Here is a 14473-nt window from a genome sequence, read left to right as displayed (position 1 = left end):
GCCCGTGGGGGGAATCCGGGGGAACGGGCGGCCCGAGTGGGCCGCCAGGGCGAAGGCGTTGACAGGGAGGCAACGGGAGAGCGGCAGGAAGGCGTGTCGGAGGCGGAGTTCGTCGCCTACGTCCGCGAACGCCGCGCCTCCCTGTACGCCACCGCCTACCACCTGACCGGCGACCGCTTCGAGGCGGAGGACCTGCTGCAGAACGCGCTGTTCTCCACCTACAGGGCGTGGGACCGGATCAGCGACAAGGCCGCCGTCGGCGGCTACCTGCGGCGCACGATGACAAACCTGCACATCAGCGCGTGGCGCCGCCGCAAGCTCAACGAGTACCCGACCGAGGAACTGCCCGAGCCGCCGGCCACCGGCCAGAGCGACGCGATGCGCGGCACCGAACTGCGCACCGTCCTGTGGCAGGCCCTGGCCCGGCTGCCCGAGCTGCACCGGACGATGCTCGTCCTGCGCTACTACGAGGGCCGCACGGACCCGGAGATCGCCGAGATCCTGGGTATCAGCGTCGGCACCGTGAAGAGCGGGATCTGGCGGTCGCTGCGGCGACTGCGTGACGACGAGGTGCTGGCCTTCGGCCGGGACCAGCAGGAGTGCTTCGGCGAACTGGTCGCCTGACCGGTCCGGCGAAGCCGGGGGCCGCTCCATGGGGGGAGCGGCACCAGCCGCTCTGGGGAGAGCGGCAAAGCGGGGAAACCCGAGGGGATGGGAAAAGGGGACAGGGGAAAACGAGGCGTGGACGCGGCCGGCCGGGGGGTCTGGTCGGGTCCACGCCTCCTCCGTTTTCCCGTCGACGTCGCCGCTCAGACGTCGCCGCTCAGACGACGCCGCCGCTCAGACGACGCTGGGGGTGCGGCCGCCGGTACGTTCGGCTGCGGCGATGGCGGCCAGCGCCTCCTGCTTGCGGCAGGGGCGCGCGCCCAGCGCCGCGTGCCGGCGCACGATGCCCGGCTCGGCGCGCATCAGCCGCCAGCCGCGCCGCACCAGTACCGGAAGCGACTTGCGCCCCTCCCGCACGTCCCGCAGCAACCGCCGCCGGAAGGTCGTCGACGGACGGCCGCGCAGGCAGAGCGCGTCCGCCAGCAACCCGGCATCCGCGCAACGGGCGGCGATGTCCGCCGCGAAGATGCCCTCCGCGATGAACACCGGCGCGCCGCCGAGCCGCAGCTCGCCCCCGCCCGTGCGGGCGGAGGTGGAGATGTCGTAGACCGGGGCGAACGTCCGACCCTCGGAGCAGAGTTCGCCGATCGCCGCGACGGCGGCGGCGGAGTCCCAGGAGTCGACGTGGTCCCAGTCGGTCGACCCGTCGGCGAGGAGCGGCAGGGTCGGGTCGCCCGCGTCCTTGTAGAAGTCGTCGAGCCGAAGCACCGGTAGCCCGGTGCGGGCGGCGAGGGAGGACTTTCCGGAGCCGGAGGGGCCGGTCAGCAGGATCACGCGAGCGGAGACGGTCACGGAACAGCATTGTCCCGCATTCCTTCGTCCGGGTGACCACCAGGGACATGGAATGTGAAGAAACTCCCCACTCGACTACGCTCCGTTGGCGACCGCTGACCATCCGGCGCCGCCTCGCGTCGCGCCGGGACCCGACCCTCGAAGGTGGCATTCCGCATGGCCTCGCGCCCCCGTCACGCCCGCCCCGCCGCCCCGCGCCTGCTGCGCGCCGGTGTCACCCTGTCCGCCGCGGCCGGCGTGGCACTCTCCGCCGCCGGGGCCGCACAGGCGGCGATCGTCGACGACCCGGTCGGCTCCTTGGGCCACGCCGTCGCGCCGTTCACCAACCTCCAGCTGCACCCGCTGGCCAAGACCGGCGTCGACCCGCTGGACAACGGCGTCGGCACCCAGATCGCCGACTTCCAACCGATCACCACCACAGCCCTCACAGAGCCCCTCTCCTCCGGCTCCAACCTCTCCGACCTCGTCGGCCGCGCCACCGACCTCCCGGGCCGCTGAGCCGGCGGAGTAGCCTCCCCGGCTCCTCCCCTCCCGGTCCCGGGGCTCCACCCCGGACCCGGTTCCTCCGCGTCCTTGCAGGTCAGAGGCGCTTCTCGGTTGCGCGGCCACTCCTGTGACAACCTGCTTCGTCGAAAGCCCGAGGCGAGGGCCGGCCGACGAGTTCCGGCGGGTCGGCCGGCCGTGCCGGACCTCAGTGGCGCTCGGGCAGGTCACGCTCGGCGGGTAGCGGTGCGTCGGCAGAGACGCCGGAGGGCGCCGTGGAACGCGCGGTCGAGGCGGGTGCCGGCTTCTTGCCGCAGAAGGCGGCCTCCAGGGTGCCGCCCAGAGCGGTGTTCGCGGAGCCGCGGTTGGAAGTGTTGGCCAGCGCCGAGAGGCTGCGGCGGCCGTCGCGGGTGGAGAAGGCGTAGGTGTAGAAGCCCTGGACGGTGCCGGTGTGCCCGTACACCTGGGTGCCGCAGGACAGGTCGTAGCGGCGCAGACCGAGGCCGTAGAACCGGGTGCCGGTGGCGTCCGTGGGCGTGACCGTGGTCATCGCCTCCAGCGTTGCCGGGGACAGCAGTCGGCCGCGCATCAGGGCCCCGGTGAAGGTGTTGAGGTCTGCGGTGTTGGAGATGACGGCGCCTGCGGACTGCGCCCAGGACACGGTCTGCTCGGTGGAGTCGACGAGTGGCGCACCGGCCTCGTCGGGGTGCAGATAGCCGCGCACGTGTGTGCCCTTGATGCGCGTGTCGGGGTGGACGTAGGCGGTGTCGCGCAGCCCCAGCGGCTTGATGACGCGACGCTGGTAGGCGTCGGCCACCGGGCGTCCTGTCAGCTTCTCGATCAGCATGCCGACGACGACGAAGTTGGCGTTCGAGTACTTGTACGCGGCACCGGGCTCGGTGGTCCGGGGTTCGGCGAGGGAGAGGTCGAGCAGTTCCCGGTAGCTGAACACGCGGTTGCGTACCGCCTCGAAGCCCGGCACGGTCTGGTCGAACATGGCGTCGGTGTAGTCGGCCAAGCCACTGCGATGGGTGAGGAGGTGACGGACCGTGATCCGGTCGTCGGGCAGCAGTCCTTCGAGATACCTGTTGACGGGCGCGTCCAGCTTCAGGCGGCCCTCTTCGACCAGTTGGAGCAGCACGACGCTGGAGAACGTCTTGCTGACGCTGCCGATCCGGAACCGCGCCCGGGTGTCCATGGCCGCGCCCGACTCCCGATCACGGACACCGACCGCCCGTGCCCTGGTCCCGTCCGGGCCGGAGTAGCGGGCCATCGCCCCCGGCGCCCCGTTGGCCATCGCGGACTCGAGAGCAGCGACGACGCCGGCCATGTCTGGCGCGGGCGTCCGGGTGGCGGCGGGGGCCGCTGAGGCCGTGGGGGCCGCGGAGGCGGTGGTGACGGGAGTGAGAGCACCGGCGAGAGCGGCGATCAGAGCCGCACTCACGGTCAGACGGCGGTGTGACGACAAAGGCACGGTCATCCTCGGTTCTTGTTCGATCGGACAGGTACGGCTGGACTGGTACGGCTGGATTGGTACGGCGACGGTGATCGGCCACGGGCGCCGTGGAGGGGGAGCACCAAACAGCTGGAACGTCTCTCCGCCCAAGGGGTTACGCGTCCGGACGGTCCGGCTCCGCCCGGCCGCTCTCCACGGCCCGGGCGGAGCTGAGGACGCGTCCTCCCCCGTGGGACCGGCCGACCCCCGCGGACCGCCCTGAGCCGATCGTGGCGGGAGCGCACTGCGCCGGACCATGGGGAGAAGTGCGTATGGACAACCGCGGGTTAAGGTGAAAGGCGCACTGTCACGGGGACGTCGGGGGAAGTCGTCATGCCGGATCGGTACGCACGCATGCTTGACCTGGCGGTCGGGGTGATGAGCACCGAGGCCCCTGAGGCCGTCTGGCCGTTGCTCACCGACGAACTGCTCGCGGCTCTCGACGGGGAGCTGATCGTGGTCAAGGAGGTGCCCTGGACGCGGGAGCAGGGTGATGTGGTGATCCGGTCCCCGAGACGACCGTCGGAAGTCGGCGTCGGTGGCGACTCGGTGCAGGCCCACATCCGTTCGGGGTACCCCTTCATCGACCGCTACGGGGCCGGTGCCGACTGGGCGCCGCAGAGTGCCGCACGTGTGGTGGGGGCGCGGACGTGGCAGAACAGTCCGACCGCCGATGCTCTCCGCCAGGCGTTCGGTACCCGGCACGTGTTCGGCCTGCCGTTGCCGAGCAGCGGGCCGCACGTCAGCGGGTTCCTGGTGCACCGGGCAGGCGGCGACTTCTCACGGCACGACGAGCGCTACGCCGCACGCGTCCAGCCACTGCTCAAGGCCGCGACGGCCCACCGGTCTCTCCTGACGGCGCTGCGTGCGTCCACCGGCAGCGAGCGCAGGCGGCAGGCCAACCACGCCTTGGCGGTGCCGCTTACCCCGCGCGAAACGAACGTGCTGCACCTGCTGGCCACGGGGCTGACCGCCGAGGTGATCGGACGCAGGCTGGGAATCTCGCCGCGCACCGTCCACAAGCACCTCAACGCGCTGTACCGGAAGCTCGGGGCCGCGGACCGGCTCAGCGCGGTGCTGCGCGCCCAGGACGCGGGCCTGCTTCCCGTGTCGGCCGGCCCGTCGGGCGCGGCCCCTGACTCGGGGCCGGTCAACTCGCGTTCGCGCTAAGGCGGGAGGCCCTGGCCGCCTGCCTGGCGGCCAGGAGCTCAGAGCCGAAGTCGGCCCGGGCCGTGGTCATCGGGTAGGGCTCAGTCACACACTGTGGTGTGCAGAAATGTACAGCTGTGTGCTGTGGTTTCACCGAAACATGCGGCGGCCCTGCTCCCCGGACGGCAGGGGAGCAGGGCCGGTTCGAAGGCCGACGTACGTGTGTCGGCGAGGAGGCGCCTCAGTAGGCGGAGCCCGCCGCGCCGAGGCTGCCGGTGGGGTGCCAGACGGTCTTGGTCTCCAGGTAGGCCAGCATCCGTTCGAGGCCCGGCTCGACGGCCCAGTCGGAGGTGAGGCCGGGGCGTACCACGCGCTTGAGGTTGTCGGCGGCGGCGATCTCCAGCTCGCGTGCGAGCTCGGCGTCGGCGCCCGTGAGGTCGATCGCGTTCACGTCCTGGTGCGCGGCGAGCGGCGGGCCGAGTTCGGCGGCGCGGCCGGAGAGCAGGTTGACCACACCGCCCGGCACGTCTGAGGTGGCCAGCACCTCGGCGAGCGAGAGCGCCGGCAGCGGGGCCCGCTCGGCGGCGACCGCGACGACCGTGTTGCCCGTCGCGATGGCGGGTGCGAGCACCGAGACCAGGCCGAGGAACGAGGAGTCCTGCGGCGCCAGCACCGCGACGATACCCGTCGGTTCGGGTGTGGAGAGGTTGAAGTAGGGCCCGGCGACCGGGTTCGCGCCGCCCGCGACCTGTGCGACCTTGTCGGTCCAGCCCGCGTACCAGACCCAGCGGTCGACGGCGGCGTCCACCTGCTCGGCGGCCTTCGCCCGGGACAGCCCCTCGGCGTCGGCGACCTCGCCGACGAACTGCTCGCGGCGGCCCTCCAGCATCTCCGCGACGCGGTAGAGCACCTGGCCCCGGTTGTACGCGGTGGCGCCGGACCAGCCGCCGAACGCCTTGCGCGCCGCGACGACCGCGTCCCGGGCGTCCTTGCGGGACGCCAGCGGTGCGTTGGCCAGCCAGTTGCCCTCGGAGTCCGTCACCTCGTACACCCGTCCGCTCTCCGAGCGGGGGAACTTGCCCCCGACGAAGAGCTTGTAGGTCTTGAGCACGCTCAGCCGCCCGGTGGCGGTGACCTCCGCCGCCGCACCGGCCTTGGCGCCTTTTGCCTTCGGCTTTGTCTTCGCGGCCTTCCCGGCCGCCTTCGTGGCCCGCTCGTCCTGCTCAGACATCGAGGTACGCCTCCAGACCGTGGCGGCCGCCCTCGCGGCCGGAGCCCGACTCCTTGTATCCGCCGAACGGCGAGGTCGGGTCGAACTTGTTGAACGTGTTCGCCCAGACGACGCCGGCCCGCAGCTTGTTCGCGACCGCGAGGATGCGCGAACCCTTCTCGGTCCAGATGCCGGCGGACAGGCCGTAGGGCGTGTTGTTCGCCTTGGCGACCGCCTCGTCGGGGGTGCGGAAGGTGAGCACGGACAGCACCGGGCCGAAGATCTCCTCGCGGGCGACCGTGTGCGCCTGGCTGACGCCGGTGAACAGCGTCGGCGCGAACCAGTAGCCGGAGTCGGGCAGTTCACACGGCGCCGACCAGCGCTCGGCGCCCTCGGCCTCACCGGTCTCGGCGAGCGCGGTGATCCGCGCCAGCTGCTCGGCGGAGTTGATGGCCCCGACGTCGGTGTTCTTGTCCAGCGGGTCGCCGACGCGCAGCGTGGCCAGCCGCCGCTTCAGGGAGTCCAGCAGCTCGTCCTGGATCGACTCCTGGACCAGCAGGCGGGAGCCCGCGCAGCAGACCTGACCCTGGTTGAAGAAGATGCCGTTGACGATGCCCTCGACGGCCTGGTCGATCGGCGCGTCGTCGAAGACGATGTTGGCGCCCTTGCCGCCGAGTTCCAGCGTGACCTTCTTGCGGGTGCCGGCGACCGTGCGGGCGATCTCCTTGCCGACGGCGGTGGAGCCGGTGAAGGCCACCTTGTCGACGCCCTCGTGCGCGACGAGCGCGGCGCCCGCCCGGCCGTCGCCGGTCAGGATGTTCACCACGCCCTTCGGCAGCCCGGCCTGGCGACAGATGTCGGCGAAGAACAACGCGGACAGCGGTGTCGTCTCGGCGGGCTTGAGCACCACGGTGTTGCCGGTGGCCAGCGCCGGGGCGATCTTCCACGCCAGCATCAGCAGCGGGAAGTTCCACGGGATGACCTGGCCGGCCACGCCCAGCGGGCGCGGCTCGGGGCCGAACCCGGCGTGCTTGAGCTTGTCGGCCCAGCCGGCGTAGTAGAAGAAGTGCGCGGCGACGAGCGGCAGGTCGGCGTCCCGGGTCTCCCGGATCGGCTTGCCGTTGTCCAGCGTCTCCAGGACGGCCAGCTCGCGCGAGCGCTCCTGGATGATCCGCGCGATGCGGTACAGGTACTTGCCGCGCTCGGCGCCGGGCAGCGCCGACCAGGGCCCGAAGGCGCGGCGGGCGGCGGCGACGGCCGCGTCCACGTCGGCGGCGCCGGCGTCGGCGACCTCGGCCAGCACCTCCTCGGTGGACGGGGAGACGGTCTTGAAGACCTTGCCGTCGGCGGCGTCGCGGAACTCGCCGTCGATGAAGAGCCCGTAGGTGGGCCTGATGTCGACGACCGCCCGGGACTCGGGTGCGGGTGCGTATTCAAAAGCCATGATTGCCCTTAGTCCACCGTCACGTAGTCGGGACCGGAGTAGCGCCCGGTGCGCAGCTTCTGGCGCTGCATGAGCAGGTCGTTCAGCAGGCTGGACGCGCCGAAGCGGAACCACTCGTTGCTCAGCCAGTCCTCGCCGAGCGTCTCGTTCACCATCACGAGGTACTTGACGGCGTCCTTGGTGGTGCGGATACCGCCGGCCGGCTTCACCCCGATCCGGGTGCCGGTCGCGGCGTGGAAGTCGCGGGCGGCCTCCATCAGCAGCAGCGTGTTCGGCGGGGTGGCGTTGACGCCGACCTTGCCGGTGGAGGTCTTGATGAAGTCGGCGCCGGCGAGCATCGCCAGCCAGCACGCGCGGCGGATGTTGTCGTACGTGGACAGCTCGCCGGTCTCGAAGATGACCTTGAGCCGGGCGGCGCTGCCGTCCTCGCGGGCGCACGCCTCCTTCACGGCCCTGATCTCCTCGAAGACCTGCAGGTAGCGGCCGGAGAGGAAGGCGCCGCGGTCGATCACCATGTCGATCTCGTCGGCGCCGGCGGCGACCGCGTCGCGGGTGTCGGCCAGCTTGACCGGCAGCGCGGCACGGCCGGCCGGGAACGCGGTGGCGACCGAGGCGACCTTGACGCCGCTGCCGGCCAGGGCCTCCTTCGCGGTCGCGACCATGTCCGGATAGACGCAGATCGCGGCGACCTTCGGGGTTTCCGGGTCGGTCGGGTCGGGACGGCGGCCCTTGGCCGACAGCGACCGGACCTTGCCGGCGGTGTCGGCGCCTTCCAGCGTCGTCAGGTCGATCATGGAGATCGCCAGATCGATGGCGTACGCCTTGGCCGTCGTCTTGATGGATCGGGTGCCGAGCATGGCGGCGCGGGCCTCCAGCCCGACCGCGTCGACACCGGGCAGGCCGTGGAGGAAGCGGCGCAGCGCGGCGTCGGACGCGGTGGCGTCGGCCAGCGCGGCGGTCCCTGCGGTGGGTGTGGATGTCACGGAGGGCATGGTCACCAGACGAGCATATCTACGCGCGTAGCGGCCTGTCATCCCCCGGGGCGAAGATGAGCCACGGCCACGGGGCGGATTCGGCCGTGGAGCCATGGCCGAATCCGATCGGCCGGGATGACGGCCGGTCCGGATGACGGCCGGTCCGGTTTACGGTCGGTCCGGTTTACGGCCCGGGAATCAGGCGCTACCCGGATTCACGACGTCCACGGCGCGGCTCTGGCGGCCGCCGGCCGGCAGTACGGCCGCCACGCGGAAGCCGCCGTCCTCCGCCGGCCCCGCGTCGAGCCGGCCGCCCAGCAACTCCGCCCGCTCCCGCAGCCCGGTGAGCCCGTGACCGCCCGTCGGCAGACCGGACCGGCGGTCGGCCGACGACGGACAGGCGGGCGCGCTGTTGCGCACCTCGACCCGCAGCGCCCCCGCCGACTCACCGCCGTGCTCCACGACGTCCAGCCGCACGACGACCGTCGACTCCGGCGCGTACTTGCGGACGTTGGTCAACGCCTCCTGCACCGTCCGGTACGCCGCCCGCTGCACGTCCGCCGACCAGCAGCACCCGCGAGCGCCACGCGCCCCGACGGCGCCCGCCCCGACGGCGCCCGCTCCGGAGTCGTCCGTGCCGGAGTCGGCGTCGCCGGCACCGCGCCCACGGTCGCCGACCGGTACGTCCGTCTCCAACCGGGCGTCCAGCCCGCTGGTCTCCACCAGCGCGGCCACGTCCGCCAGCCCCGGCTCCTCCCGGGCCGACCGCAGCACGCCCACCAGGTGCCGCAGCTCCTCAAGGGTGTCGACGCTCAGCCGGCGCACCGTGCCCGCGATCTCCCGACTGTTCGGCTCGGCCGTGGTCACCTGCAGCGCCCCGGCCTGCACACAGATCATGCTCACCTTGTGCGATACCACGTCGTGCATCTCCCTGGCCAGCCGCGCCCGCTCCTCCGCGACCGCGCGTTCCGCCAGCAGCTGCCGCTCGCGTTCCTGCGTGCGGGCCAGGTCGGCCAGCCGTTCGGACAGCTCGCCGCGCGTCCGCAGCAGCCGTCCCACCGCCGTCGGACCTGCGCTGAGCATCGCCGCCGACAGCAGGCCGAACAGCCCGTCCTCGTAGGAGAACGGCTCCTCGGCGGTGGGCAGCCACGGTCCGAGCCCGGCCGCGAACAGCAGCAGCGCGCCGAACGCGACGAGCCTCGGGTTCGGCACGTCCTTCGCCACCTGGTACAGCGCCGCCATCGGCGCGATCAGCAGATAGCCGGAGAACGCCACCGGCAGCGTCAGCAGCAGCACCACGAACGGCCAGCGGCGCCGCAGCAGCAGCGCGGCGACAGTCGCGGTGTGCGTGGCGATCTCCCATGCCGAGGCGAAGGACAGGATCGTCAGCAGTTCGAGCGCCGACGGGCACAGGACCAGCAGGTTCTCGGTGCGGGGGGAGAGCGTGAGCAGACGCCGCCCGAGGAAGCGTCCGGGCCGTCCCTTCCGGACGTCGGACAACCGGATCACTGGTATCTCCCTTGGCCAAAGCTCGGCAGACCATTTAACCGGAACTCCGCCGGCCGTTTCGACGTACGCGCCCGTGACATGTGCGCGACCGCGGACGCCCGACCGGAAGCCGTCCGCAACGCACGGGTTCCTCGCCGTGCCCGCCCGTCGGGCCGTGCGGCACAATCAACCGCATGACCTCACCGGAGCCCGTGTACGCCGACCGCTGTTACCGCTCGGGCGGCGCGCTCGCCGGCGGTGTGCTGCTGCTCGGTCTGGCCGCCTGGCTGGGCGGCGACGCGCTCCTGCGCGGCGAGGGCCGCACCCCGGCGGTCGCGGCCGCCGCGCTGCTCTGCGCGGTGCCGCTGATCGTCGCCTTCACCCTGCGACCCGCCGTCTACGCGGGCGCCGAGCGGCTTCGGGTGCGCAACCCGTTCCGCACGATCACCCTCCCCTGGGGGTCGATCGAGCTGATCCGGGCCGCCTACTCCTGCGAGGTCGTCGCCGACGGCGTGAAGTACCAGCTGTGGTCGATCCCCGTCTCGCTGCGCGAACGGAAGAAGGCCAACCGGCACAACCAGCGTCTGGAGTCCGGCCGCCCCCCGCGCGGCGTGCTCGGTCTGGGCAGTGTGGACGCCGACCAGGGGCCGCGCCAGGCCCCCTCCGACCGGACCGTCGAGGAACTGCGCGAACTCGCCGAGCGCCACGCGAAGAAGACCGGGACGCCGACCGTGCGCTGGGCCTACGAGATCATCGCCCCCGCGGCCGCCGGCGCCCTCGCCCTCGCGGTACTCCTCCTCACCGCCTGACCGGCGGCGGGCCGGGTGCCCGCCGCCGGTCAGGGACTGTCCGGCGGGTCAGATGCCGGCTGCGGCGGACAGGTCGGTCTTCAGCCGTGCCAGGACGTCGGCGGCGTGGGAGCGGGCGGCGGGCAGCGCCGCAGCGTCGGCGACCGGGACGACGACCTCCAGGTAGCACTTGAGCTTGGGCTCGGTGCCGCTGGGGCGGACGATGACCCGGGCGTCGGTCTCACCGCGCAGGGCGTAGCGCAGGCCGTCGGTCGGCGGCAGGTCGCCGCCTCCCTCGTTCAGGTCCTCGGCGGAGACGACCTTCAGACCGGCCAGCTCGGTCGGCGGCTCCTCCCGGAGGCGGCGCATCGCGGCGGCGATCAGGGAGAGGTCCCGCACCCGTACGGAAAGCTGGTCGGTGGCGTGCAGGCCGTGCCGGACGGCCAGCTCGTCGAGCAGGTCCGTGAGCGTGCGACCCTCGGCGCGCTGTGCGGCGGCCAGCTCGGCGACGAGCAGGGCGGCGGTGACGCCGTCCTTGTCCCGTACGCCGTCCGGGTCGACGCAGTAGCCCAGCGCCTCCTCGTACCCGTAGCGCAGGCCGGGGGCGCGGGAGATCCACTTGAAGCCGGTGAGCGTCTCCGTGTGATCCACGCCGGCCGCCGCCGCGATGCGGCCCAGCAGGCTGGAGGAGACGATCGACTCGGCGAACGTGCCCCGCGCGCCCTTGCGCACGAGGTGTTCGGCGAGCAGCGCGCCGACCTCGTCGCCGTGCAGCATCCGCCAGCCGTCGGCGTTGTCCGCGTCGGGGACGGCCACCGCGCAGCGGTCGGCGTCCGGGTCGTTGGCGATGATCAGGTCCACCGGGGCGTCCTGGGCGGCGGTGCGGGCCGTGGCGTATGCCAGGTCCATCGCGCCGGGCTCCTCGGGGTTGGGGAAGTCGACCGTGGGGAAGTCCGGGTCGGGCTCCTGCTGCTCGGGCACCGGTACCAGCGGCGGGAAGCCGGCCAGCTCGAACGCGGCGGCGACCGTGTCACCGCCGACGCCGTGCAGCGAGGTGTGCACGACCCGCAGGTCGCGCGGCGACGCCGGGTCCAGGACGGTGACCGCGCGGTCCAGGTAGGCGCGGACGATGTCCTCGTCCAGTACCTGCCAGCCGTCCTCCGCCAGCGGCACGTCCGCCAGCGCGCCGACGGCGTCGATCTCGGCCGCGATCAGCTCGTCCGCCGGCGGCACGATCTGGGCGCCGTCGCCGAGGTAGACCTTGTAGCCGTTGTCGCGGGGCGGGTTGTGGCTCGCGGTCACCGTCACGCCGGCGACCGCGCCCAGGTGCCGGATCGCGAACGCCAGCACCGGCGTCGGCAGCGGCCTGGGCAGCAGCGCCGCGCGCAGCCCGGCACCGGTCATGACGGCGGCGGTGTCGCGGGCGAAGTCGGCGCTCTTGCACCGGGCGTCATAGCCGACCACGACCAGCCCGGGCGGTGAACCGGCCGGCCGCTCCGCGTGCTCGCGGAGGTACGCGGCCAGTCCGGCGGCGGCCCGGACGACCACCGCGCGGTTCATCCGCATCGGGCCGGCGCCCAGTTCGCCGCGCAGTCCGGCGGTGCCGAAGCGCAGCGTGCCGGTGAACCGGTCGGCCAGCTCCGCGAGGGCGGCCTCGCCGTCCGGGCCCTCCGCCTCCGCGCCGGCCAGCAGCGCGGAGAGCTCCGCCCGCGTGTCCGGGTCGGGGTCCTCCGCCAGCCAGGCCCGGGCCCGCTCGACCACCTGGTTCTGCACCGTCACGGTTGTCCGCCTCTCGCGCGTCGTGTGGGGCCGCGCCCACGGACGGCGGCGGCTCCCGTCAGCAGATGTGCCCGTCGCGCCCGTCGGGCGCACGCCGGTTGCTCCGGACGTGGCCCGCCGGACGCGACGGCGGGGGAGATGCTGCGTGCTCGCGATGCCGCGTGCTCGCGATGCTCGCGTCAGATGCGGCCGAGCACCTGGGCCAGCAGGCTGCCCATCCGGGCCGCCGAGTCGCGGCCGGCCTGGAGGACCTCCTCGTGGTTCAGCGGCTCGCCGGTCATACCGGCGGCGAGGTTGGTCACCAGGGAGATGCCCAGCACCTCGGCGCCGGCCTCACGGGCCGCGATGGCCTCCAGGACCGTCGACATGCCGACCAGGTCGCCGCCGAGCACCCGGGTCATGTGGATCTCCGCCGGCGTCTCGTAGTGCGGGCCGGGGAACTGGACGTACACGCCCTCTTCGAGCGTCGGGTCGATCTCCTGGCACAGCGCGCGCAGCCGCGGCGAGTACAGGTCGGTGAGGTCGACGAAGTTCGCGCCGACGATCGGCGACGCGGCGGTGAGGTTGAGGTGGTCGCTGATCAGCACGGGCTGACCGGGACGCATGCCCTCGCGCAGGCCGCCGCAACCGTTGGTCAGGACGATCGTCTTGCAGCCGGCGGCCACCGCCGTACGCACACCGTGCGCCACGGCGGCGACGCCGCGGCCCTCGTAGTAGTGCGTCCGGCCGAGGAAGACCAGCGCGCGCTTGTCGCCCAGGCGGTAGGAGCGGATCTTGCCGGCGTGCCCGGCCACGGCGGGCGGCGGGAAGCCCGGCAGCTCGGTGACCGGGAACTCCTGCTCGGGCGCGCCGAGCGCCTCGGCGGCCGGCACCCAGCCGGAGCCCATGACCAGGGCGACGTCGTGGGTCTCGGTGCCGGTCAGCTCACGCAGCCGGGCGGCTGCGGCGTCGGCAGCCCGGTGGGGGTCGGTGGAGATATCGGAAGTCACTCGACGAGGGTAGCGCGAGATTGCCTACGCGCGTAGACCAGATGGGTGAGTACGGCGGAAACCACAATCCAGGGCGGTCGGAACCTGTGGTTTGTGCCATCTGCCGAAACCTCGCCGCCGTCCGGAAACGCGCAGATCAGCCGCCTGATGGCAGGTTCAGGCCATTGTGCGTGCCGGTGGGGCGCCGGACGGTTGGCCTCCTCCCCGTCACCCGGGAGAGGATCGGGCATGATCTATCACGCGATGGCGGCGGACGACTGGCTAGCCGCGCCCGACCGCCCCTACGCCCCCTCCTCGCTGCGGAATGAGGGGTTCGTGCACTGCTCACCCGACGAGCCGACCGCCCTCGCGGTCGTGTCGTCCCTCTTCCGCGACGTGGAAGGCCCGCTGCTGGCACTCGTGATCGACGAGGACGCACTCGACGCCCCGGTCCGCTGGGAGACGGCGGACGGGCGACCGGCCGCCGAAGCCCGCGGTGCGACGCTCTTCCCCCACGTCTACGGCGAGATCAACCGCGACGCGGTGACACGGGTCATGGAGATCGAGCGCGACGAGGAAGGGCACGCGACGCGGCTGACCCCCGGTAGCGGCCACTGACGTCATCCGGCGCCGGTCGCGACCGGGCAGGCACGGCGGCGGAACCGCCCAGGCCCCGGGGCGGCGGAACCGCCCGGCCCGAGACCGTCGGCGTTCCCGCCGACCGTGTCCGGCCGCTCAGCAGGGGCGTTTGCGGAGTTCCGTGATGTAGTCGTGGGGCGCGCCGGCGGACTCGGCGGCGTCGGCGATCTCACCCAGGTAGCGGGGCGACGGCAACCCGCCCTCGTAGCCGTTGAGCACGTACACCCACGCCGCCAGATCGCCGTCCAGTGTGTGCACCTTGATCCGCATGCGCCGGTAGATGTCGAGCCCGACGCCCTCCCAGCGGTCCATGGCGTCCTCGTCCATCGGCGCGATGTCGTACAGCGCGACGAAGACCTGCGACCTGGGCGCCTCGACGATCGTCGCGAGCGCGCCTTCCCAGCCCATGTGCTCGCCGCCGAACGTGAGCCGCCAACCGGAGACCCAGCCGGTGCCCCGCAGCGGAGAGTGCGGAGCCCGGCGTGACATCAGCCGGGCGTCGAGGTTCCCGGCGTATGCGGCGTAGAGCGACATGGCTATGAGGGTACGGGAGGAGCGGGAGAGGTGGGTGGTGGCGGAGGGTGGCGCGGCCACGGAA

Annotated in this window: 14 protein-coding genes; 5 read left to right on the top strand and 9 right to left on the bottom strand. The window is 72.7% G+C overall.

All coding sequences use genetic code 11. The features are described 5' to 3' along the window. The first annotated feature begins 36 nt into the window (after window positions 1-36). Entirely contained in the window at window positions 37-624 is a 588-nt protein-coding gene (locus FNX44_RS14460; RefSeq protein WP_143648641.1) for a SigE family RNA polymerase sigma factor, read from the top strand. A gap of 216 nt (window positions 625-840) precedes the next feature. On the opposite strand, the gene FNX44_RS14455 is transcribed toward FNX44_RS14460, so the two are convergent. Continuing rightward, a complete protein-coding gene (locus FNX44_RS14455; RefSeq protein WP_323369345.1) occupies window positions 841-1458 on the bottom strand; it encodes a uridine kinase family protein in 618 nt (205 codons plus the stop codon). Window positions 1459-1614: 156 nt separating this feature from the next. Here FNX44_RS14455 and FNX44_RS14450 point away from each other — a divergent pair, with 156 nt between their 5' ends. Beyond that, window positions 1615-1956, top strand: a complete 342-nt coding sequence (locus tag FNX44_RS14450) for a hypothetical protein (RefSeq protein ID WP_143648638.1) — start codon at window positions 1615-1617, stop codon at window positions 1954-1956. Between the two features lie 193 nt (window positions 1957-2149). On the opposite strand, the gene FNX44_RS14445 is transcribed toward FNX44_RS14450, so the two are convergent. Continuing rightward, window positions 2150-3421 (bottom strand): serine hydrolase domain-containing protein, encoded by a 1272-nt coding sequence (locus tag FNX44_RS14445; protein ID WP_143648637.1) that lies wholly within the window; start codon window positions 3419-3421, stop codon window positions 2150-2152. A 348-nt stretch (window positions 3422-3769) separates the two neighbouring features. On the opposite strand from FNX44_RS14445, the gene FNX44_RS14440 reads away from it, so the two are divergent. Next, window positions 3770-4606 (top strand): helix-turn-helix transcriptional regulator, encoded by an 837-nt coding sequence (locus FNX44_RS14440; protein ID WP_143648636.1) that lies wholly within the window; start codon window positions 3770-3772, stop codon window positions 4604-4606. A 220-nt stretch (window positions 4607-4826) separates the two neighbouring features. Here FNX44_RS14440 and FNX44_RS14435 read toward each other — a convergent pair whose 3' ends face one another. The 4 genes from FNX44_RS14435 to FNX44_RS14420 form a co-directional block, all read right to left on the bottom strand. Then, window positions 4827-5816 carry an aldehyde dehydrogenase family protein gene (locus tag FNX44_RS14435; RefSeq protein WP_143648635.1) on the bottom strand — a complete coding sequence of 330 codons (990 nt, stop codon included), beginning with the start codon at window positions 5814-5816 and terminating at the stop codon, window positions 4827-4829. Further along, on the bottom strand, window positions 5809-7239 hold the full coding sequence (locus tag FNX44_RS14430; RefSeq protein ID WP_143648634.1) for an aldehyde dehydrogenase family protein: 1431 nt from the start codon (window positions 7237-7239) through the stop codon (window positions 5809-5811). The genes FNX44_RS14435 and FNX44_RS14430 overlap by 8 nt, the downstream gene beginning before the upstream one ends. Window positions 7240-7247: 8 nt before the next feature. After that, window positions 7248-8231, bottom strand: a complete 984-nt coding sequence (gene deoC, locus FNX44_RS14425; protein ID WP_228449890.1) for a deoxyribose-phosphate aldolase — start codon at window positions 8229-8231, stop codon at window positions 7248-7250. Window positions 8232-8411: 180 nt separating this feature from the next. Beyond that, the gene (locus FNX44_RS14420) at window positions 8412-9722 is read right to left on the bottom strand and encodes a sensor histidine kinase (protein ID WP_143648632.1); all 1311 of its coding nucleotides are present in this window, start codon (window positions 9720-9722) and stop codon (window positions 8412-8414) included. Between the two features lie 173 nt (window positions 9723-9895). Here FNX44_RS14420 and FNX44_RS14415 point away from each other — a divergent pair, with 173 nt between their 5' ends. Beyond that, window positions 9896-10510 carry a PH domain-containing protein gene (locus tag FNX44_RS14415; protein ID WP_143648631.1) on the top strand — a complete coding sequence of 205 codons (615 nt, stop codon included), beginning with the start codon at window positions 9896-9898 and terminating at the stop codon, window positions 10508-10510. A 48-nt stretch (window positions 10511-10558) separates the two neighbouring features. Here FNX44_RS14415 and FNX44_RS14410 read toward each other — a convergent pair whose 3' ends face one another. After that, a complete protein-coding gene (locus FNX44_RS14410) occupies window positions 10559-12268 on the bottom strand; it encodes a phospho-sugar mutase (RefSeq protein WP_407699146.1) in 1710 nt (569 codons plus the stop codon). 179 nt (window positions 12269-12447) lie between these two features. After that, complete coding sequence (locus tag FNX44_RS14405; protein WP_143648630.1) at window positions 12448-13257, bottom strand: purine-nucleoside phosphorylase; 810 nt, start codon at window positions 13255-13257, stop codon at window positions 12448-12450. 228 nt (window positions 13258-13485) lie between these two features. Here FNX44_RS14405 and FNX44_RS14400 point away from each other — a divergent pair, with 228 nt between their 5' ends. Continuing rightward, window positions 13486-13854 (top strand): DUF952 domain-containing protein, encoded by a 369-nt coding sequence (locus FNX44_RS14400; RefSeq protein WP_143648629.1) that lies wholly within the window; start codon window positions 13486-13488, stop codon window positions 13852-13854. 117 nt (window positions 13855-13971) lie between these two features. Here FNX44_RS14400 and FNX44_RS14395 read toward each other — a convergent pair whose 3' ends face one another. Next, a complete protein-coding gene (locus FNX44_RS14395) occupies window positions 13972-14409 on the bottom strand; it encodes a gamma-glutamylcyclotransferase family protein (RefSeq protein WP_143648628.1) in 438 nt (145 codons plus the stop codon). Window positions 14410-14473 lie beyond the last annotated feature (64 nt).

It is taken from the genome of Streptomyces alkaliterrae, from assembly GCF_007097205.2.
Taxonomy (GTDB): Bacteria; Actinomycetota; Actinomycetes; order Streptomycetales; family Streptomycetaceae; genus Streptomyces; species Streptomyces alkaliterrae.
Note: the sequence above shows the minus strand (reverse complement) of the source record. Positions and strands in the feature narration are given on the sequence as shown.